This is a genomic window from Streptococcus infantis SPAR10, assembly GCF_000279535.1.
GTDB classification, from domain to species: Bacteria; Bacillota; Bacilli; order Lactobacillales; family Streptococcaceae; genus Streptococcus; species Streptococcus infantis_I.
Window position 1 is genome coordinate 38216 of sequence record NZ_ALCH01000009.1, and the last position, 19215, is coordinate 57430.

Annotated in this window: 18 protein-coding genes and 6 tRNA genes; 3 read left to right on the top strand and 21 right to left on the bottom strand. The window is 40.4% G+C overall.

From position 1 onward, the window contains the following. The first annotated feature begins 232 nt into the window (after positions 1–232). Positions 233–1105 (top strand): Hsp33 family molecular chaperone HslO, encoded by an 873-nt coding sequence (hslO, locus tag SPAR10_RS10335; protein ID WP_004254034.1) that lies wholly within the window; start codon positions 233–235, stop codon positions 1103–1105. Continuing rightward, on the top strand, positions 1092–2072 hold the full coding sequence (gene dusB / locus SPAR10_RS10340; RefSeq protein ID WP_025170587.1) for a tRNA dihydrouridine synthase DusB: 981 nt from the start codon (positions 1092–1094) through the stop codon (positions 2070–2072). The genes hslO and dusB overlap by 14 nt, the downstream gene beginning before the upstream one ends. Positions 2073–2123: 51 nt before the next feature. Here dusB and SPAR10_RS10345 read toward each other — a convergent pair whose 3' ends face one another. Together SPAR10_RS10345 and SPAR10_RS10350 are read right to left on the bottom strand one after the other, a co-directional pair. Then, on the bottom strand, positions 2124–2810 hold the full coding sequence (locus SPAR10_RS10345; RefSeq protein WP_004254040.1) for a DUF1275 family protein: 687 nt from the start codon (positions 2808–2810) through the stop codon (positions 2124–2126). A gap of 212 nt (positions 2811–3022) precedes the next feature. Beyond that, positions 3023–3715: a hypothetical protein gene (locus SPAR10_RS10350; protein ID WP_004254042.1), complete on the bottom strand. Its 693-nt coding sequence runs from the start codon at positions 3713–3715 to the stop codon at positions 3023–3025. Between the two features lie 275 nt (positions 3716–3990). Here SPAR10_RS10350 and SPAR10_RS10355 point away from each other — a divergent pair, with 275 nt between their 5' ends. Next, positions 3991–4221, top strand: coding sequence for a hypothetical protein (locus SPAR10_RS10355; RefSeq protein ID WP_004254045.1), 231 nt, complete (start codon positions 3991–3993; stop codon positions 4219–4221). Between the two features lie 36 nt (positions 4222–4257). On the opposite strand, the gene SPAR10_RS10360 is transcribed toward SPAR10_RS10355, so the two are convergent. From SPAR10_RS10360 to SPAR10_RS10450, 19 genes are all read right to left on the bottom strand, one after another. Beyond that, complete coding sequence (locus SPAR10_RS10360; RefSeq protein ID WP_004254048.1) at positions 4258–5031, bottom strand: NUDIX domain-containing protein; 774 nt, start codon at positions 5029–5031, stop codon at positions 4258–4260. Between the two features lie 73 nt (positions 5032–5104). After that, positions 5105–7537 carry an ATP-dependent Clp protease ATP-binding subunit gene (locus SPAR10_RS10365; protein WP_004254051.1) on the bottom strand — a complete coding sequence of 811 codons (2433 nt, stop codon included), beginning with the start codon at positions 7535–7537 and terminating at the stop codon, positions 5105–5107. Positions 7538–7543: 6 nt separating this feature from the next. Then, positions 7544–8002 carry a CtsR family transcriptional regulator gene (locus SPAR10_RS10370; RefSeq protein ID WP_004254054.1) on the bottom strand — a complete coding sequence of 153 codons (459 nt, stop codon included), beginning with the start codon at positions 8000–8002 and terminating at the stop codon, positions 7544–7546. 326 nt (positions 8003–8328) lie between these two features. Then, on the bottom strand, positions 8329–9057 hold the full coding sequence (locus SPAR10_RS10375; RefSeq protein WP_004254058.1) for an ABC transporter ATP-binding protein: 729 nt from the start codon (positions 9055–9057) through the stop codon (positions 8329–8331). After that, complete coding sequence (locus tag SPAR10_RS10380) at positions 9057–10064, bottom strand: ABC transporter substrate-binding protein (protein WP_004254061.1); 1008 nt, start codon at positions 10062–10064, stop codon at positions 9057–9059. Before SPAR10_RS10380 ends, SPAR10_RS10375 begins: the two co-directional genes overlap by 1 nt. A 36-nt stretch (positions 10065–10100) precedes the next feature. Beyond that, positions 10101–10859: an ABC transporter permease gene (locus SPAR10_RS10385; protein ID WP_025170588.1), complete on the bottom strand. Its 759-nt coding sequence runs from the start codon at positions 10857–10859 to the stop codon at positions 10101–10103. Beyond that, entirely contained in the window at positions 10822–11112 is a 291-nt protein-coding gene (locus SPAR10_RS10390) for a thiamine-binding protein (protein WP_004254065.1), read from the bottom strand. The genes SPAR10_RS10385 and SPAR10_RS10390 overlap by 38 nt, the downstream gene beginning before the upstream one ends. A 442-nt stretch (positions 11113–11554) precedes the next feature. Continuing rightward, positions 11555–13087 (bottom strand): cardiolipin synthase, encoded by a 1533-nt coding sequence (gene cls, locus SPAR10_RS10395; protein ID WP_025170589.1) that lies wholly within the window; start codon positions 13085–13087, stop codon positions 11555–11557. A 171-nt stretch (positions 13088–13258) separates the two neighbouring features. Beyond that, the gene (locus SPAR10_RS10400; protein WP_004254070.1) at positions 13259–14203 is read right to left on the bottom strand and encodes a 3-oxoacyl-[acyl-carrier-protein] synthase III C-terminal domain-containing protein; all 945 of its coding nucleotides are present in this window, start codon (positions 14201–14203) and stop codon (positions 13259–13261) included. 14 nt (positions 14204–14217) lie between these two features. Then, positions 14218–15480, bottom strand: a complete 1263-nt coding sequence (locus tag SPAR10_RS10405; RefSeq protein ID WP_004254074.1) for a F390 synthetase-related protein — start codon at positions 15478–15480, stop codon at positions 14218–14220. Then, on the bottom strand, positions 15458–16273 hold the full coding sequence (locus SPAR10_RS10410; protein ID WP_004254076.1) for an MBL fold metallo-hydrolase: 816 nt from the start codon (positions 16271–16273) through the stop codon (positions 15458–15460). Before SPAR10_RS10410 ends, SPAR10_RS10405 begins: the two co-directional genes overlap by 23 nt. Continuing rightward, complete coding sequence (locus tag SPAR10_RS10415; RefSeq protein WP_004254079.1) at positions 16248–17228, bottom strand: NAD-dependent epimerase/dehydratase family protein; 981 nt, start codon at positions 17226–17228, stop codon at positions 16248–16250. Before SPAR10_RS10415 ends, SPAR10_RS10410 begins: the two co-directional genes overlap by 26 nt. Then, entirely contained in the window at positions 17225–18499 is a 1275-nt protein-coding gene (locus SPAR10_RS10420) for a glycosyltransferase (RefSeq protein ID WP_025170590.1), read from the bottom strand. The genes SPAR10_RS10415 and SPAR10_RS10420 overlap by 4 nt, the downstream gene beginning before the upstream one ends. 181 nt (positions 18500–18680) lie before the next feature. Then, a tRNA-Pro gene (locus SPAR10_RS10425) sits at positions 18681–18754 on the bottom strand. A gap of 14 nt (positions 18755–18768) precedes the next feature. Beyond that, positions 18769–18842 (bottom strand) — tRNA-Arg (locus SPAR10_RS10430). An 11-nt stretch (positions 18843–18853) separates the two neighbouring features. Beyond that, a tRNA-Leu gene (locus tag SPAR10_RS10435) sits at positions 18854–18939 on the bottom strand. A gap of 7 nt (positions 18940–18946) precedes the next feature. Then, positions 18947–19018, bottom strand: a tRNA-Gly gene (locus tag SPAR10_RS10440). A 27-nt stretch (positions 19019–19045) separates the two neighbouring features. After that, positions 19046–19118, bottom strand: a tRNA-Thr gene (locus tag SPAR10_RS10445). A gap of 12 nt (positions 19119–19130) precedes the next feature. Then, positions 19131–19212, bottom strand: a tRNA-Leu gene (locus SPAR10_RS10450). Positions 19213–19215: the final 3 nt, after the last annotated feature.

Consider the following 19215-nt stretch of genomic DNA (forward strand, 5'->3'; position numbering starts at 1 on the left):
CTCTTACCACTAAAATCCCAATAACGAGACAAAATTATTTACAAAATAAATAAAATCTAATAGTAAATAATTAACTTGACTCAGCTTTTCCCATCAAGTCTCCTAAATATATTCGTTACCCCTTTCATTTTCTCCTTCAATCGGAACATAATATAAAAAATACCAGAATAATCCTCAGAACTAGCAAACACACCACTCCCCCTTTAAGCATTTTTATGCTAAAATAGTAGCTATGGATAAAATTATTAAAACAATATCAGAAAGTGGTTCTTTTCGTGCTTTTGTTCTAGATAGCACGGAAACGGTCCGTACTGCTCAAGAAAAACATCAAACCCAAGCTAGTTCAACTGTAGCGCTTGGTCGTACTTTAATCGCCAGTCAGATTCTCGCTGCCAATGAAAAAGGGAATACCAAGCTAACCGTCAAGGTTCTTGGGACTAGCTCCCTCGGTGCCATTATCACAGTTGCAGATACCAAGGGCAACGTCAAAGGTTATGTGCAAAATCCAGGTGTTGACATCAAAAAGACTGCAACTGGCGAAGTCCTTGTCGGACCTTTTGTCGGCAATGGTCAATTTCTAGTCATTACAGACTATGGCACTGGAAATCCCTACAACTCCATGACTCCTCTCATCTCTGGAGAAATCGGTGAAGACCTAGCTTTCTATCTTACAGAAAGTCAACAAACGCCTTCAGCAGTTGGCCTCAATGTTCTTTTAGACAAAGACGACAAGGTCGAAGTTGCAGGTGGCTTTTTGCTCCAAGTATTGCCAAATGCCAAAGAGGAAGAAATCGCTCGTTTTGAAAAACGAATCCAAGAGATGCCAGCCATTTCAACTCTTCTAGAAAGTGACGACCATATCGAAGCCCTTCTCAAGGCTATCTATGGTGACGAGCCCTACAAACGTCTGTCCGAAGAAGAAATTCGTTTCCAATGTGACTGTAGCAAAGAACGCTTTATGGATGCTCTTGCCAGCCTTCCAAGTTCAGACCTTGAGGAAATGAAAGAGGAAGACCATGGGGCAGAAATCACTTGTCAATTCTGCCAAACAACTTATAACTTTGATGAAAACGACTTGGAGGAACTCATTCGTGACAAATCTTAATACACCATTTATGATTGGGAACGTCGAGATCCCAAACCGGACGGTCCTCGCACCTATGGCTGGCGTAACCAACTCAGCCTTTCGTACTATCGCAAAAGAACTTGGCGCAGGGCTCGTTGTTATGGAAATGGTCTCTGATAAGGGTATCCAATACAACAACGAAAAAACCTTACACATGCTTCATATCGACGAGGGCGAAAACCCTGTTTCCATCCAACTTTTTGGTAGCGATGAAGATAGCCTAGCTCGCGCAGCTGAATTTATCCAAGAAAATACAAAGACAGATATCGTGGATATCAACATGGGCTGTCCAGTTAACAAAATTGTGAAAAACGAAGCTGGGGCTATGTGGCTCAAGGACCCAGATAAGATTTACTCTATCATCAACAAGGTCCAATCTGTCCTTGATATCCCTCTCACTGTCAAAATGCGGACAGGTTGGTCGGACCCTTCTCTAGCAGTGGAGAATGCCCTCGCAGCTGAAGCAGCAGGTGTCTCTGCCCTCGCCATGCATGGACGGACTCGGGAACAAATGTATACGGGGCACGCTGACCTCGAGACCCTTCACAAGGTTGCGCAAGCTCTGACCAAGATTCCATTTATTGCAAATGGAGACATCCGTACGGTTCAAGAAGCGAAACAACGTATCGAAGAAGTCGGTGCCGACGCGGTCATGATTGGCCGTGCCGCTATGGGCAACCCTTACCTCTTCAATCAAATCAATCATTACTTTGAAACAGGAGAAATCCTGCCTGATTTAACCTTCGAAGACAAGATGAAGATTGCTTATGAGCATCTGAAACGCTTGATTGATCTCAAGGGCGAGCACATTGCCGTTCGCGAATTCCGCGGCTTAGCCCCTCACTACCTCCGTGGGACATCTGGTGCTGCTAAACTCCGTGGAGCCATTTCACAAGCCAGCACTCTTGCAGAGATTGAAGCACTCTTGCAACTAAACAACGCATAACCTTCTATCTACTTCACAAAAAGGCAAAGCTCAAAAACGAGCCTTGCCTTTTTATATATTTTCATCTTGTAAATCTAATTGCTTCACCCTAGCTATATAGTAGGACATAATCAAAAACAAATTGAAGCTGACAATCCAAATAGACCATTCATGGAAAAAATGCATAGATATAGCCAAACTAATTGCCCCTACTACGAAACTCCCTACAACAATCCCATAGTTTAAGGCTTGACGGCGATATTCTTGAACGTCTCCTTCTCCTCTAACGACGCGATACAAAGCAGTCAGCATTTTTCGGTAATTTCCAGAAGTCATAAAAATGACATAGGGATGATCTTCAATCAAACTGCCCGTATATGTCAGCATCATCATTCCAGTTCCAAAAGCAATAAAAGGGACTTCTAATAGAGGAAAGCGGGAAAAGAAGGGAAGAACAAGGGTTCCGATAAATAAGGGAAGTAGCATCTTAACCCGCCAATAGGCTGTTTTACGATATTCCTTCACGTGTAAGGCAAAAACAAATCCTAGGGAAAAGAAAATAATGGAGCAGAATCGCAGCATTGTATTGATAACATGTGAATCGTGCCAATCTGATATCAGTAGAAGAATGTTCCCTGTCTGTGTTGCCACCAAACTATGGTACTGGATGTGACAGAACACATCCAAAGAACCACCTATAAAGCCAAGAAATATTCCCATTAGTCGTGTATTTTGAGGTAAAATTAATTTATCTGGCATTGATTCATCACTCGTTTCCCTTTGATTTTTTCATTATACCACTTTCTCTGAAAGAAACTAAGTGAAAAACGGTCAGTTCAAGTAGACATGATTACATATACTCCTAAGTTAGTCTCATCTCTGGAGTTCATGTATGACGTCTTATCAACTGGGAATGCTGTAAGTATTCATCAACTGAGCTATTTTTAAACAAATTATTTCAGTACTAAATTCTATGGTTGAATCAAGACAACACTAGATACCGTACCATCCGCTCCTGTTGTAATTTGAATGACTTTTCCACCACCTACTTCCGCATTGTATTTTCCATCATCAAGGGTATAAGAATAACTTTGGATAGAGTAGTTTTCTTTCTTACCATCAGCAGATTCCACTGTAAACTGGCCACCTGATGAGACCGTGATAGTTTCACCATTAGCCCCCTTCCAATTCCCAGCTGCAGCCGAAAAGTCTTTGTCCACCATAGTCAAGACGCCTTTATAACGTTTGTTGTGTTCTGCCTGCTTGTCTTGAAGTTTGCGATCAGTTGCTGGATCATAAGCTGACTGATTCGGGTTTGCTTGTGTTCCTTGTTGATTGGATGGGGCTTGAGAAGGGGTTTGCTTAGCAGAAGGTTCTTGATTTTGTTTTGTTTCTGGTGCTGGTGTTGCTTGCGATTGATTAGCAGTAGTCGTTGACTGATCAGAAGATGATGATTTAGCTTTTTCTGATGAAGTTGAATTTGATGATTTCTGAGTTTTGTTCTCTTTACTTGAAGAACTCGCCTTAGAACTAGAAGATGCTTGTGTTGTCTTACTAGAATTATCACTTGCAGTGTTCTCTTTCTTATTTCCGCATGCTCCTAAAAGCAAAGTTGAAGCCAATACTGCTACTGCTAGTAAACGAATTGAATGTTTTGTTTTCATGATGCGCCTCCCATGTAATCTTTTTGAAATGTTATGAAATACTTCTGTAATGTTATTGTAATATTTGTTTTAGGGTTTGTCAACTATTTATATATGGTTTTGGTTTTTATTTATATTTGTTTTTTTTAATCCTCCTATCTCTATTATTCGTTAAAAATTTAAAAAACAGGAAATTTTTCCTACTAAAAATACTATATTTTATAAGTGTAATCGCTTGCATTTTTTTCTTGAAGGGCTATAATAAAATTGAAATAAGATATTGGAGGTGTAGGCTTATGTTAAGAAACTATTACAAGTATCTTCCTTGGTTGATTTTAGCTGCTTTCGTTTCTTATGGGGGTGCTACTCATTACGCTCAAACAACATTTGATTTGTTCTACCTAACTGCCATTTTCATGATTGTCTACGTGGCTTTATTGTATTTACACGAACATTATTTAAAATATAAATACAAAGATTTATTCATTCGAATCATGAGCAATTCTAATAAAGATAAACATCCTTAAACAAAAAGAGGTCGAGAAAATCCCGACCTCACTTTTTTATTTTAATCGATAAATAGTGATAACTTCCTTCTGAGGAATCCGTTTAAATCCAACTTCCTCTATGCTATGACCATATTTCGATAAGAAACTATCACTCGTACATGATTTGCCTGGGCATAGAGTCTCAATGAGGGCTAACCCATCATCCACTGTGAACTCATCCTCTAGTAAATAAAGGAAACGAGCGTCATAGTCGATAGCTTCTTGAATCTTCTTGATGGATGTTTGAATAATGGATAAGTGGTCAAATGCAAAGTCCTTCTCGTCAAGTTCTTTGCCATCCAAGTAACACTTGCCTGTGTGAAAATCAACATCTACAAGAACGACTTCTTTTGCATCATCTCCTGCCTGGACTAAGTCAAGAGCTCGACTAGGTAGGTAAACCAAGTGGGCAATGGTAACTGTCCAACCTCTGGGATCACGACCAGGAGTAGATACTGTCACTAACTGTTCAATCTTTTCTAGTGGAAGTTCAAGATTAATTTCTTCTTTTACCTCACGTTGACAAGCATGGGCAGCATCTTCCCCTTTATCCATAAAACCACCAACTAGCGCTAAACAATTTTGAAAAGGGTGTGCCTTCCGACGAATCAGAAAGAGTTTCATTTTCCCTTCTGCAAAGCAATAGGCTACCATATCCACAGTCACACTTGGTTTTTCATACTGAGGGAGTGCTTGCTTGTGGTACCAGTCTAAAAATTCAGCTTGACTAGCGTGAACTTCAAAGTACTCTTTTTCTGTCATCCCGGTTGGAATTATCTGATTCATCATCTTCTACTTCCTTTCTGCTTTTGATGGCAATAAAGAGGGTGGATCTACAAATTATAGATTAATAGTTCTTGTTTTATACAATGTCGAATTTCAATTGACCTACTTTGACACCAATTTTAAGTGTCTTACCTTCTTTCAGTTCACCTGTAAGAAGGAGCTCTGCTAGTTTGTCTTCTACTTCTGTTTGCAGAGTTCTGCGCAGTGGGCGAGCTCCCATCTCTGGGTCATATCCCTTCTGAGCTAGAAGCTTAAGGGCAGATGCTTGGAGTTTCAAGTCAATTCCTTTTTCAGCAAGACTTGCAATCAATGGTTTGACCATAATCTTAACCACGTCCTGCATATCTTGACTTGACAAGCTATGGAAGACCACTTTTTCATCAATACGGTTGATAAACTCTGGGCGGTAAGTTTTTTTCAACTCTTCGAACATCCGTTTTTCCATATTTTCCTGATCAAAACGAATATCTTTAGCTCCAAAACCGACTGTCTTGTCATCACGAAGAGCTGTCGCACCAAGGTTTGATGTCATGATAATGATAGTATTTGAAAAATCAACCTTGCGACCCTTACTGTCCGTCAAGACACCGTCATCCAAGACTTGCAAGAGCACGTTAAAGATATCTGGATGGGCTTTTTCCACCTCATCAAAAAGCAAGACTGAGTACGGTTTGTTGCGAACCTTCTCGGTCAACTCTCCGCCCTCTTCGTAGCCTACATAACCTGGAGGAGCTCCATTGAGACGACTAGCTGCGAATTTCTCCATATATTCACTCATGTCAAAACGAATGAGGGCTGACTCGTCATCAAAGAGAACTTCTGCCAAGGCTTTGGCCAATTCTGTCTTACCAACACCTGTTGGTCCTAGGAACATAAAGGAACCAATTGGACGTTTGTTATTGCGAATCCCCGATTGATTTCGGCGAATGGCACGACTGATACTAGATACCGCTTGTTCCTGTCCGATAACACGTTTATGCAGTTCAGTTTCAAGATTGAGATACTTCTTGGCGTCCGTTTGTGTCAATTTTTGAACTGGAATACCTGACAAGCGACTCAAGGTTGTCAAAATATCAGACTCTTTTACTAGATCTTTATAGACTGGAACTTCCTGTTCTTTTGCAATGAGCTGAGCTGCTTGTTTCCATTTGCCATCCATCAAGGCCTTGTCCGCTGCTGTTAAACCTGACTCATCTTTTTTAGCGTGCTTTGATTTATTTTGGACAGTTGCTGCCGCTTCATCCAAAAGATCAATCGCTGAGTCTGGCAAGTGACGACTAGTCAAATAGCGATGTGCCATTTTGACAGCTGTTTCGACAGCATCATCTGTAATTTGGACATGGTGGTGTTTCTCATAAGTTGCTTTCAAGCCACGCAAGATAGCCATACTATCAGCCACACTTGGTTCCTCAATCATCACTTTTGCAAAGCGACGAGAAAGGGCTGCGTCTTTTTCGATGTGTTTTTGGTATTCTTCCTGAGTGGTTGCCCCAACAGTTCTCAGAGTTCCACGCGCTAGGGCAGGTTTCAGGATATTGGCCGCATCCAAGGTCGAATCAATACCACTTCCTGATCCCATAATGGTATGAAGCTCATCTATAAAGAGGATAACCTTACCGTCTTCCTCGATATCTTTGATGATATTGTTCATACGTTCTTCAAAGTCTCCACGGAAACGGGTTCCCGCAACCACATTCATCAAATCAAGTTCTAAGACACGCATCTTAGCCATTTCATCAGGCACATTTCCGTTGGCAATTCGCTGTGCAAGGCCAAGTGCCAGAGCTGTTTTACCAACACCTGCATCTCCAACTAGAACTGGATTGTTTTTTGTTTTTCGACTCAAGATTTGGATCATACGAGAGATTTCTTGGTCACGTCCAATAACTGGTTCCAATTTGCCTGAACGAGCTTGCTCTGTGAGGTCATGAGTGTAATCTTCCAAACCACCACTTGGAGTTTGAGGCATACCCATCATATTGGCCATAGAATTTTGCTTATCTGCTACTGATCTGTGACGCTGACGCAGAGCCTTCAAATCTTCCTTTGTCCAACCAGCACGCGCTTCAAGACTACGACGAAGCCCAGCAATCTTGACTTGATCTTTCTGGTCTTCATAAGAAAATCCTGCTTTTTCCAAAATGCGAGTAGCTAGGGCATTGCCATCATGTAAGATAGCGTAGAGAAGATGCTCTGTTCCCAATGCTTTGGCATGTACAACCGAAGCAACATGTTCCGCCTCCAACATCAAGACGTTCAAACGATAGGAAAATGGGAGCTCCTTATAATCTTCCTTATGGTTAAAGTTTGCTTCTGTTAATTCTACAGCTACTTCCTCTAAACGATCAATCTCATACGGGAATTCATTTAAAGTTGCTCCAGCAACACTGTAGCTATGATTGGCCATGGCAATCAGCAAATGCCAAGACTCTAGGTAATCTGCATCAAAGCGACTCGCTACCAGAAAGGCACTATCGATGCATTCTCTCAATGCTTTTGAATATTTCATGTCGTCTTATTTTCCTTTTCTATCTACTTCATGCAACAACTGACGAAGCATATTGGCACGAATATAATTAGCTTCCTCACCTAGAATTCGGTCTGTCCCCATAGCTAATAATAGATTCATTTCTTGGCGGGTCATGAGTTCTTGTTCGACTAAGAGTCTTAAGACATCTTCAAAGATGACTTGGTTCACCTCATCACTCACTGAATACAACAAATCGCGGAGCATATCATGATGGTTAGAGAATTCGATTCGACCAATACGAATATAGCCTCCACCACCACGCTTACTCTCAACTAGATATCCTCTACTCTCTGTAAAACGAGTCTTAATCACATAGTTGATCTGGCTAGGTACGACTTGAAAGGTATCCGCTAGCTGACTTCGTTGCAATTCTACGATACCAGATTGTTCTAAAATCGCCTTGATATAGGCTTCGATATGGTCTGATGTATTTTTAAATTTCATAGCTTGCTACCTCCTTCTTAAACTTTGACTATCTTTGACTATACTATCATTTACAACTCTATAAGTCAAACTTTTAGGGCTCAATCCTTGAAAATACTGAGTTTTAAAAATAGCTACCGTTAGCAAACTATACTTTATTTTCTATTCTACATTTCAACATTTATGTTATAATAAAAAAATTACAACTAGCTTTCAAATCCTTTGAAAGTATGTTATTTATCATCAAATCTAAGAAATATTTCGTAAAATCTATAAAAATAAAACTTCGGTATCATTAATGATGTACCGAAGTTTTTTTGTAGTGTGAGTTTTTCACAGTTTTTTAGCTATAGTTCCAAGCCCAATTCTTCTAATATCTGGCGTTTATAGGCAATTTTTTGAACGTCCTTGTCTTCAGTTTCAGACCAATTAAGTTTGACTTCAGAAACAATCTGACCAGGGCGATTTTTCAAGATATAGATGCGATCACTGAGATTGAGGGCTTCCTCTATACTATGGGTGATGATTAAGGTCGTTAACCCTAGCTGTTTATGAATATCAAGATACCAGGCATGAAGTTCCATCTTAGTCATCTCATCCAAAGCGCTAAAGGCCTCGTCTAGAAGAAAGAGCTTGTGCCCGAAAAGGTAGGTACGGAGTAAAGCAACACGCTGGCGCATCCCACCACTGAGTTCATGAGGGTACTTATCCCTTACAGCCGTCAACTGAAAGGTAGCAAGAATTTCATCTGCTTTGGCAATGGCTTCTGCCTTGTCCACCTTTTGGATCAAGAGGGGCAAAATGATATTGCCAAGGACAGTCTTGTGTTCCAAGAGCAAATCCTTTTGGAGCATATAACTCACACGCCCCTTGGGATTTTCCTCCCCGTCAAGCACAATTCTACCTGACTGGACTTCTAAAATCCCTGCAATCAGGTTAAAGAGGGTGGTCTTTCCAACACCACTGGGTCCCAAGATGGAGACCACTTCACCTGAAACCACTTGTAGGTTAATGTCCTCTAAAATCTTTTCATTGTCGTAGGCATAGCTTACGTGTTCAAGTCTAATTTCTGTCATTATTTTACAAATTCGTTAGTGAATCCTTTATCAGTCAAGTCTTCCTTGAGGATACCATTTTCTTTATCCCATTTGTAGAAGGCATTCCAGCGGTCCGCATCAAATTGTCCCCATTTTTCCTTGTCGCTTGCATATTCTTTTGACAAGTATTTTTGAGATTCGATAACGAAATCACGTTTATCCTTTAACTCAGGGGCATTCTTGATCAGGATATCAGCCGCTTCTTCTGGGTGCTCCATAGCGTATTGGTAACCTTTTTTGATAGCTTTGATGACTTTACGTGCTTCTTCTTTGTTGTCTTTTAGATAGTCGTTGTTAGCAATGATGACTGGTGAGTAGTAGTCAAACTCTTTGACGTAGTCTTTCAAATACATAAAGTTAGCATCTACACCTTGAGATTTAGCAAGGATTCCATCCCAACCATAGTAAATCCAGGCAGCATCAAAAACGCCATTGGCAATCGGAGTGATTGAGTTTGAATCGTTGTTTGGTACTTTTTCAACCTTGTCAAAGTCTCCACCTTGAGATTCTACCAAGGTTTTCAACATCGCAAGCTCAGTTGGGTCATTCCAAGTTCCGTATTTCTTACCAACCAAGTCTTTAGGGCTATTGATATTGTCAGACTTACGAGAGATAATCCCTGATGTATTGTGCTCAACGATCGCTGCAACGGCAGTAATACCTGCTCCTTTTTCCAATTTCTTAGCCATGTAATCTTGGAAATAGATAGCAAATGGCGCCTTACCATTGATAACCAAGTCAGATGAACTTTCTTCTGGTGGCAATTTCAAATCAACATCCACTCCAGCTTCTTTGAAATACCCTTTTTCCTTGGCAACATAAAGCCCTGTGTGGTTGGTATTGGGTGTCCAGTCTAGGATAAAGTCAATTTTTTTGAGTTCTGCTTCTTTGTTATCCTTAGAAGCTGTTCCTTGGCCACAAGCCACAAGCACGACAGCTAGAAGAGTTGTTACAATCGTTAAAAACACTTTCCATGTTTTCTTCATTTTTATTTCCTCTTTTCTTTTTCCAAAACGCTTCTTTTAAGTACGTTTCCATTTAATCACATATTTTTCACTGATATCGACTAGCTTCATACCCAGAAGACTGATCAGCGACACCAGAATAATAATCGCGAACATGGTATCATACTGAAACAGTTTTTTTGACTGAATCATGTAGACACCAAGTCCTTCAAAGCCTCCCAACCACTCAGATACCACTGTTGTGATAAAGGCGTAGGAGACACTGACTCTCAGACCTGCATAAAAGTAAGGCAGGCTGACCGGGATTTTAAAATGCCACAGGATTTGCCAAGGATTGGCTCGCATCAGACTAAACAAGGTCAGCATATCCTTGTCACAATGCCTAAAACCATCTAGAATACTGACGATGATAGGGAAGGTAGTCGTCAAGATAATCAAAACAATCTTGGGCAAGATTCCATAACCCAACCATAGAACTAGGATAGGAGCTATGGCAATTGTCGGTATGGTCTGGACAACCACCATCATGGGGTAAATCAAGTCATTGAGCCAACTCAGGCTATCCATAAGGACGGCCATAATACAAGCTATCAAGACACCCAAGACCAAACCTAATAAGGCTACTCTCAAGGTTGCCCAACTATGGTACCAAAGAAATTCTCTGTCACGAACAAAAGACTGGAGAATCTCAAGTGGTGTCGGCAGGATAAACTTTGGTAAGAATTTTAAGAATCCCGCCACCTGCCAAAGAGATAAGACACCCAAAAATCCTAGCAGACTAATATGCCGTCTCATTATACTTTTCAAGTTTCTCATCGATGCTTAAAATCTCTCCTATATTTATTTTCACATTGGCAAAAACATTGTCTGCTCCCTGACCTGCCACTTCTAGCGCTTCTTTGAGAATGCGCATAAGCTCATCAAACTCCCCCTCCAAAACCGTTTCAAAGGGTGTCACCACCATGGCCACTCCTTGAGTTTGCAGATAAGCAATGACCTGATCAATTACAGCTATGCGGTCAATCCCTTGTGACAGGGGCAGGACTTGTAAAGCAATGCTTGCTTTCATTAAAACCTCCTTCTAAGTTACAGTTTTTCTTTGTAAAAAAAGAAAAACCTCTTCCATATATGAAAAAGGTGCAAAATTAGGCCAAGTATCGTTCCCTACGCTGGCATTACCCAGATCAGGTGCGGTCGAAGTTTAACACTTCCTCTCAGACTGTACACAGACTCCCATATATTATATGGACATATGATAACGAAAAATAAATAAGATGTCAAGGAAACTGCTTACAGAAAAAGAGAGTGGGACAGAAATCGGTAATTCGTTAGAATTCGATTTCGTCGTCCCACCTCCGCACAGTTGAGTAGGGCTGTAAAAGCTGATGAAATCAGCGTAGTAAAGCCCACTCAACCACTGCGTCTTGCTCGACAATCCAAAGAAAATTGAGAGGCTAGGACTTTTGTCCCAACCTCTCCTCTAATCATCTATTCTCAGTTAATTCTTTCAATTAAAGCATAGGTGCAAATAACTGTGTTACTTCTTTAATCATCATTTGATACCATGTAGGATTTATGGTATCCGAGAAGATTTCTTGAGATTGTTCAAAAATTCCTTCAAAATCTTTGCGAATATCCGCTATTGACTCTGTTTTGTAGAGTAGTACTGCATTTTCATAGTGATGAACCAAGCTACGATAATCCAAGTTAATAGTGCCGACAGCCGCAAATCGATCATCAACAATCATTTGCTTACTATGGATAAAGCCAGGTGTGTATTCAAAAATGCGAACACCCGCAGATAAAAGATCTGGATAAGCTCCCCGTGTTATCAGTTGAATGAGCTTCTTGTCTGGTACAAAGGGAGTAACTATTCTCACATCTACGCCTCGCATAGCCGCATTTTTTATATCCTCTGTCAAATCATAATCGATAATGAGATAAGGCGTTGTGATATAAACAAAATCTTCTGCTTGGTTAATCAGATTTTGATAAACAATCTTCCCTACCTTAGTTTTATAGATTGGCTTAGGTCCACTGCCGTATGGGATACAAAGACCGCTACCAAATCGTGTCTGATTTTCCAAATGATACTGATCAAAGTCACTAATCTCCCCACGGTTGATGTACCAGTTCATGAGAAATAGTCTGGTAAATGCTTGAGTCGCCGGACCATCAATCCGAATCCCACTATCTTTCCAGTGTCCAAAACGTTCAATATGATTGATATATTCGTCTGCAAGATTGATTCCTCCAGTATAGGAAATTTGTCCATCAATCACTAATATTTTCCGGTGGTCACGGTTATTATAGGCCACTGTCATACGAGGAATCACCTTATTAAATTTATGAGCATCAATTCCTTTAGAACGCAAATGAAGAGTATAATCCCCAGGCAAAGTCACCATACAACCGATGTCGTCATAGAGCATCTTGACTTCGACTCCCTGAGCTGCCTTTTCTTCCAGAACTTCGAGTATGCTATCCCACATCAAACCTTCGTCGACAATATAGTATTCTAGAAAAATAAACTTTTCTGCTCTTTTAAGATCCTCCAGCATCTGTTGCCACATTTCCTCACCGCTTGCGAAAAATTGTGAATCTGTCTGGTCATAGACTTCTGCATTACTATCCATATGTAGCAAGGCATTGATAATTCCGTAAGCTGATTTGTCTGTCTCCTGTAGTTGCAAATGGAGTTGGCGCCCATTATTCTCATGAAATGCAATAGAATTCAATTCCTGGAGTTGTTTCAGTTCTTTTTTTGATAGTCTTCTCTCACCAAACATGAGATAAAGCAATGGACCAAACACCGGTACAAAGGTCACAATCAACCAAGTCACTTTGCTTTCAGGTGACATCGAACGATTGACAATCGCTCTAACGGTTGCTACGCTAATCAAAAATACAAGAGTCACCCAAATAATCGGAGCAATCTGGCTCATGTAAAGAATAATTCCGAAAACAAGAACTAATTCTATCAGGATAATCGCAATACTAAAGCCATACTTGGACATTAATAAGCGAAATTTTCTTATTCCCATATCTCCCTCTCAATTTCTAAGTATACTCCCTAATATACTGTCTGAAAACGCTTGTTACCTTCTAGTATACTTAGTTTCATAAAAGTTATCAAGCTTTTTCTGTATAGGCCGATAGTTCTACGTTTAAAATTAATTTAAAAAGCAGGCCACTTATAGGTGCCTGCTATTATTTTACAATTTCAAAGCCAACATATTAACCGTCATACCAGCTGCAGTTCCCATTAAGAAGATGGTATCACCTTCTTTTACATAGCCATGATCGAGTGCATAAGCCAAACCAAAAGGTACAGCAACGGAGACCATATTTCCATAATCCGTAACAAGGTTAAGGTACTTGTCTTCGTCTACACCCAGTTTTCCCATGACCAAAGGAAGAGCGCGACTAGCTTGGTGGGGAATAATATAGTCTACAGCATCTTTAGAAATGCCTGATTTCTCTTGGAATTCTTGGAACATTTCTGGAATGACACGAGCAGAAAGCAAGAGAATTTTCTTGCCTTTCATATCAAACATAAAATTTGTCTTAGTCTCTTCAGAGTACTCTTTTGGCTGATAAGAAGTCAAGCCTCCACGAATCTCTGTATCGTGAGCTCCCTCTGACCAAGTACGTTGAAGACTAGCGATAACTCCCTTATCCTTATCACTTGATTGGAAAATAAAGGCTGCTGCCCCATCACTAAAGAGTTCATAACTTTCTTTTTGCTTTGGATTGAGACCCAAGCTACCAACTTCACTGGATACAATCAAAACACGACGGTATTCCCCAGCTTCAATCAAATGTGACATGGTTGATAAAGCAGAGATAAAACTTGTACAAGTCGTATTGATATCCATAGCTGGGATAGAGAGCCCTTTTGCCACACGTTCATGTATCAAAGCTGCCGTACAAGGAATCGGCTGAACACCAACCGCACTAGCTGATACCAGGCAATCAATGTCTTTCATACTCAAATTTGCATTTTCAAGTGCAGCTTGGATAGCTGCTTCTGCCAAATCTAGTTGCGTTTCTTCATTTTCAACCACACGATGACGGGTCTGGTCTTTAAATTGCACCGTATTTTTTGGGAGGCAGACTCCATATCCTACAATTTCTACATGTCTTTTTACTTCTGTCATAATTTTTTGTCCTTTCATAAACGTTGGATACGTTTGAGCTTACGACTTGTATCCCAGTGATAATCTGAAAATTGTATTTCAGGTTCTTTAAACTCTTTTTGTTGCGCCAAAAGTCGAAACTGCTCTGTAATCGCTGTTTCAACCTGCTCATCTCTTCGACTCAGACAAACTTCCACTAGCTTCTCAGAATGTTGCTTGACTTGATAATCTCCAACATTCTCCACAAAGAGAATGCAACGTCTGATAAAGTCAGGATAAATCGTTACCTGATCTCCGTCCTGTCCATCAAAATAGAAGATGTCGTCAGAACGCCCTTCGACCTTGTCAATCCTTGTGCAATGAGATCCACATGGACAAGGTTCAGGATTCTCAACCAAGATATCGTTGAGCTGGTAGCGATAAACAGGCTGACTGATTCGTTTAAAGTCCGTAATCACCGGATAAAAACGTCGGTCATCCAAGTAGTGTTTTTCCACAAAAATGATGTCTTCATTGAGATGAAGATTCCCAGCAGAGCAAGTGCAAGCTAGGAAACCTTCGGTTGCCTGGTAGACTTGGTCAATAATCGGCAACTCAAAAGCGCTCAAAATTCGCTCTTTATCACTATCTTCCAAGATTTCAGCCACCGAAACGATTTTTTGTGGGTGTATGACCAACTCCCCATCTTTTAGACGCTTGCTCAATTCAATCAACATAGAAGCAGGCGCTACCACAATGGTCGGTTGATAACTATTGAGACGCTCTATGTGCTCATCTGTATTCTTGAAAATATCAAAGTACTCTAAACGAATAAGTGCCGTATTGATAGTCTGATACAATTCATTATCCGCTCTGAGGAAAAAGGCTATGCGTTGCCCAAAAAGGTGACCTTTGGGCAACATTTTTGCCAAGATAGCTGCTGCCCACATACTGCGCTCTTTTTCGGTTGTGATAAAGAGTCCCCGGTGTCCAGATGTCCCAGAAGACAACCCAACAGCTATTTCTCCTTTGAGTTCTGTAAAATTCCTGGTCTTTTCACTTTCGATAGCCAAAGCCAAGGCCTCGTCTCGATCCACACCTTGAGTATTGAGCTCATTGAAATGCGTCATCATAAAAGCCTTGTCCATATGATCAAAGTCGTTAGGTACACCATTTTTAAAATAAGGTGACTCACGCTTGAGAAAGTCCATATAGCTAACCAGTTGCTTTTTCTGATAGTTTTCTAATGCTTCTCGAGACTTAAAATTATGAAGCCAACGAGTTTGGATAAAAGTTTTAAGAAAGGTTATTTTTTTCATACAAGATCCGCTCAATCCTTTCTACAGGGTCATGGCTAACCAGCACTTCTATCCCATCCTTTAAAACCTCTTCCAAGAGCTCTGTTCCCTTGATATAGTCATCCTTACTATCTTGCACCAAGGAAGGAATCAGATGCATCTGTTTGGTGTAGGGTAAAAGGTCAATTCCCCAACAAAGATCTGCTGCGATAAAGAGATGATAATCTGGAATAAAGAGACAAGCTTGCCCCTTAGCATGCCCATCAATAGAAGCAACTAAGATACTACCATCTCCAAACAAATCATAGGTAGGGCGATACTTAAAGTTAGCATTTTGCTGATTTGCCTTGATGACTGTCAATCTTTCCTCGAAGTCACTCGGTAAAAATTCTTTAAAAATTAAATCTTTTAATTTTGGTTTCTTGTATACATCATAGACTTCCTGGGTCAGGATAAAGTTTGCATTCGGAAAGAAGCTAGCCCCTCCTAAATGATCTGGATGTAGATGAGACAGCAAGACATAGTTGATTTCTTCTAGTTTGATCTCTTTAGCTTTCAGCAAGTGCGAAATCTGATCTTTCTCCGTCATTTGAACAGGCGTTCCTAGACGATACAAGCCATAACGAAGTTGCCTCTTAATATCATAGTGATAGCCAGTATCATAGAGCAGATAGCCCTTATCCCTGTGCTTGATAAGGAACACTCCTGCGGGGAAAGTCATCTTTCTATTCTTGACACCCTTAAAAAGCAAACCGGCATAACTCGTACAATATCCGGCTGGGAAATACTCAATGCTTTCGATAATCTTGGACATATTGTTCAATCCCTTCTGAAATCCTAATTTTCGGATGATAACCTAAGTCCTTCTCAGCCTTACTAATATCAAGAGTCTGACTATAGCGAAGCAGATAATAGGTATATCGAGTTAGAGGTGGCTCCCCTTTAAGGTTCAAGGTCTTGTATATAAATTCTAAACTACTTGCAATTCCTGATAAGAGAGATGCTGGAATTTTTCTATATTTGATTGGATAACCCAGACCTGTCAAACTTTCCTCTAGTAAATCTCTAAAAGCCCTCGGTTCACCATTAGTAATGTTATAAACCTCACCTTTAGCTTCTGGAGCTTCTATGGCCAAACGGATAGCCAGAGCAACATTTTCCACACAAGTCATGTCCATGAGCTGACGCCCATCCCCAATCAAAGGAATTCCAAGTTTTTGACTCAGATTGATAACCCGTGGCAAGATGCTAGTGTCCCCAATCCCAAACAGGCCCCGAGGTCTTAAGATGATGCTAGGAACATCTGGATAATCTTTAAAGAGTTTCTCCGAAGCTAATTTGCTACGGATATAGTTATTGAGATTATTTTCCTCTGGAGCATCACTTTCTTTAATCCCTAGTTGATCTCTAGGAGCAGCATAGATGCTTGGTGAGGATACATAGACTAAACGTTGAATACCAGCTTGTCGACAAGCTTCGAGAACATACTTTGTCCCTAATACATTAGCCAGATAAAAATCTTCCCACGGACCCCAAACGGTTGATAGAGCTCCCGCATGAACGACCAGATCCATCCCCTTGCAAGCCTCTAGCACATCATCAGCTTTGGTCAAATCACCCTGAAAAAAACTAATCGAAGAATTCTCTAAAGAGCGACCAACCTTACTGTTTCTACCAAAAGCTCGAACCTGATAGCCATGCTGGACTAATTCATCTACAACATATTTACCCAGGAAACCTGTCGCTCCAGTTACTAAAACTGTTTTCATTTTTCCTTCTCCTTATCTTCTAGCAGACGATGGATTTCGCTCTCTAAGATTTCCGTCGGATGATAATACTGTGTTGCTTGGCGTAAAGTCTCTAATTCTGGCCAATTTTCTTTAGCTAACAGCTCCTCAAAGGCTTGTCCAATGGCCTTGCTATTATCTCTTTTAGCTGAGAAAGCAACACCGGCTTCAACCCCACGAACGGCATAATCAAATTGATCATAATCATGAGGTAATATCAAAGCTGGTTTACCATAAATAATGCATTGATAAAAAATCCCAGCTCCCCCATGATGAATCACATAATCCATCTGGGGAATGTACTCCTTATAAGGTAGATAAGAAACTACGGAAAGGTTCTCCATGAGATTTTCACATTGGAAGGCTTCTCCACCCACACCACGTGTCACAAAAAAATGACAGTCTGGATGAGCTTTTGCAAGTTGCTTAGCTTGATAGATAAGGTTTTCTTTAGCCCAAGCAAGTTGTGTACCACAAGTCACTAAGACTTTCTTTTGATTAGAAAATGTTGATAAATCTAAAGGATAATCCTCTCCTGTCTCAACTGAAGCACCAGAAGGACCAATCCACTTGTAGTGTTTTGGAAATCCCTTTTTTAATTCTACTTCTTTCATACCAATACCAAGAATTGAATATGGAGAATAAATGGTCTCATGACCGAGTTGATTATACAATTTAAAATGATATCTTTTTAAGCGATCACGAAGCAGAAAAGATACAATTCGTTTCACTAAACGAGTTGCTTTTCTACCTAAAAATTGTACTGAAACTTGCCAACCATTCTTAGGACTCCCCATACCACCAATTAGACAAGGCGGGCCGTCAGTAGTCTCTAAAACAAATTGTGTAGCCATGGTAGTGATCCAAGGAATTCCAAGTTGATTAGCTACTAAACCTCCAGACAAGGTTATAAAATCAGCAATGACGATATCAGGGCGATTCTTTTGCCACTCTTCCAATAATTGATCTGAAACTACATTAATTAAATCAATACTAGAAGAAAGTTGTTGATAAGCTGATAATATCCCTAATTGCTTATCATTATTAGCTGCACGTTCAAAATCCTCAATGTGATTTTCTAATATTGGAACTACATGAAAACCTGCAGATTCAGCAACGGCCTTTTTTTGAGGACCAGTGAATAAGCGAATATCATATCGAGGGTTATTAAGTAAGGGGATGAGTAAATTCATTGTTGGGTACAAATGTCCACTTAAAGGAACAACTACAACATCAATTTTGATTCTTTTCATATGTCTAGGATATCAAATTTTAAAAAAAGAACTATCGATAAGATAATTCTTTACACATTTATTAGTTTGGACATGAAAATGTAACGAAACATTTAAGAAAACTAAATGTAAATTTACAGATAATAACAATCAAAATCAAATATAAAAAAAAGGCAATTGCCTCAATTTAAGTATTGACCAATCGGGAAGACAGGATTCGAACCTGCGACACCTTGGTCCCAAACCAAGTACTCTACCAAGCTGAGCTACTTCCCGAGTTAAATGTTTAATGCACCCTAGAGGAGTCGAACCTCTAACCGCCTGATTCGTAGTCAGGTACTCTATCCAGTTGAGCTAAGGGTGCTCTTCAATATATGCCGAGGACCGGAATCGAACCGGTACGATCGTTACCAATCGCAGGATTTTAAGTCCTGTGCGTCTGCCAGTTCCGCCACCCCGGCCTCTATAAGCGAACGACGGGATTCGAACCCGCGACCCCCACCTTGGCAAGGTGGTGTTCTACCACTGAACTACGTTCGCATCGACTCTGGTTTATATTAAAAAAAATGCCGGCTACATGACTTGAACACGCGACCCTCTGATTACAAATCAGATGCTCTACCAACTGAGCTAAGCCGGCTGATTTCTATTATGCGGGTTAAGGGACTTGAACCCCCACGCCGTTAAGCGCCAGATCCTAAATCTGGTGCGTCTGCCAATTCCGCCAAACCCGCAAA

What these genes read in the sequence shown, in the direction of transcription:
- hslO (WP_004254034.1), top strand. Translation starts at nt 233, where the DNA reads ATGGATAAAATTATTAAAACAATATCAGAAAGTGGTTCTTTTCGTGCT.
- SPAR10_RS10345 (WP_004254040.1), bottom strand. Translation starts at nt 2,810, where the DNA reads ATGCCAGATAAATTAATTTTACCTCAAAATACACGACTAATGGGAATA.
- SPAR10_RS10350 (WP_004254042.1), bottom strand. Translation starts at nt 3,715, where the DNA reads ATGAAAACAAAACATTCAATTCGTTTACTAGCAGTAGCAGTATTGGCT.
- SPAR10_RS10355 (WP_004254045.1), top strand. Translation starts at nt 3,991, where the DNA reads ATGTTAAGAAACTATTACAAGTATCTTCCTTGGTTGATTTTAGCTGCT.
- SPAR10_RS10360 (WP_004254048.1), bottom strand. Translation starts at nt 5,031, where the DNA reads ATGATGAATCAGATAATTCCAACCGGGATGACAGAAAAAGAGTACTTT.
- SPAR10_RS10365 (WP_004254051.1), bottom strand. Translation starts at nt 7,537, where the DNA reads ATGAAATATTCAAAAGCATTGAGAGAATGCATCGATAGTGCCTTTCTG.
- SPAR10_RS10370 (WP_004254054.1), bottom strand. Translation starts at nt 8,002, where the DNA reads ATGAAATTTAAAAATACATCAGACCATATCGAAGCCTATATCAAGGCG.
- SPAR10_RS10375 (WP_004254058.1), bottom strand. Translation starts at nt 9,057, where the DNA reads ATGACAGAAATTAGACTTGAACACGTAAGCTATGCCTACGACAATGAA.
- SPAR10_RS10380 (WP_004254061.1), bottom strand. Translation starts at nt 10,064, where the DNA reads ATGAAGAAAACATGGAAAGTGTTTTTAACGATTGTAACAACTCTTCTA.
- SPAR10_RS10385 (WP_025170588.1), bottom strand. Translation starts at nt 10,859, where the DNA reads ATGAGAAACTTGAAAAGTATAATGAGACGGCATATTAGTCTGCTAGGA.
- SPAR10_RS10390 (WP_004254065.1), bottom strand. Translation starts at nt 11,112, where the DNA reads ATGAAAGCAAGCATTGCTTTACAAGTCCTGCCCCTGTCACAAGGGATT.
- cls (WP_025170589.1), bottom strand. Translation starts at nt 13,087, where the DNA reads ATGGGAATAAGAAAATTTCGCTTATTAATGTCCAAGTATGGCTTTAGT.
- SPAR10_RS10400 (WP_004254070.1), bottom strand. Translation starts at nt 14,203, where the DNA reads ATGACAGAAGTAAAAAGACATGTAGAAATTGTAGGATATGGAGTCTGC.
- SPAR10_RS10405 (WP_004254074.1), bottom strand. Translation starts at nt 15,480, where the DNA reads ATGAAAAAAATAACCTTTCTTAAAACTTTTATCCAAACTCGTTGGCTT.
- SPAR10_RS10410 (WP_004254076.1), bottom strand. Translation starts at nt 16,273, where the DNA reads ATGTCCAAGATTATCGAAAGCATTGAGTATTTCCCAGCCGGATATTGT.
- SPAR10_RS10415 (WP_004254079.1), bottom strand. Translation starts at nt 17,228, where the DNA reads ATGAAAACAGTTTTAGTAACTGGAGCGACAGGTTTCCTGGGTAAATAT.
- SPAR10_RS10420 (WP_025170590.1), bottom strand. Translation starts at nt 18,499, where the DNA reads ATGAAAAGAATCAAAATTGATGTTGTAGTTGTTCCTTTAAGTGGACAT.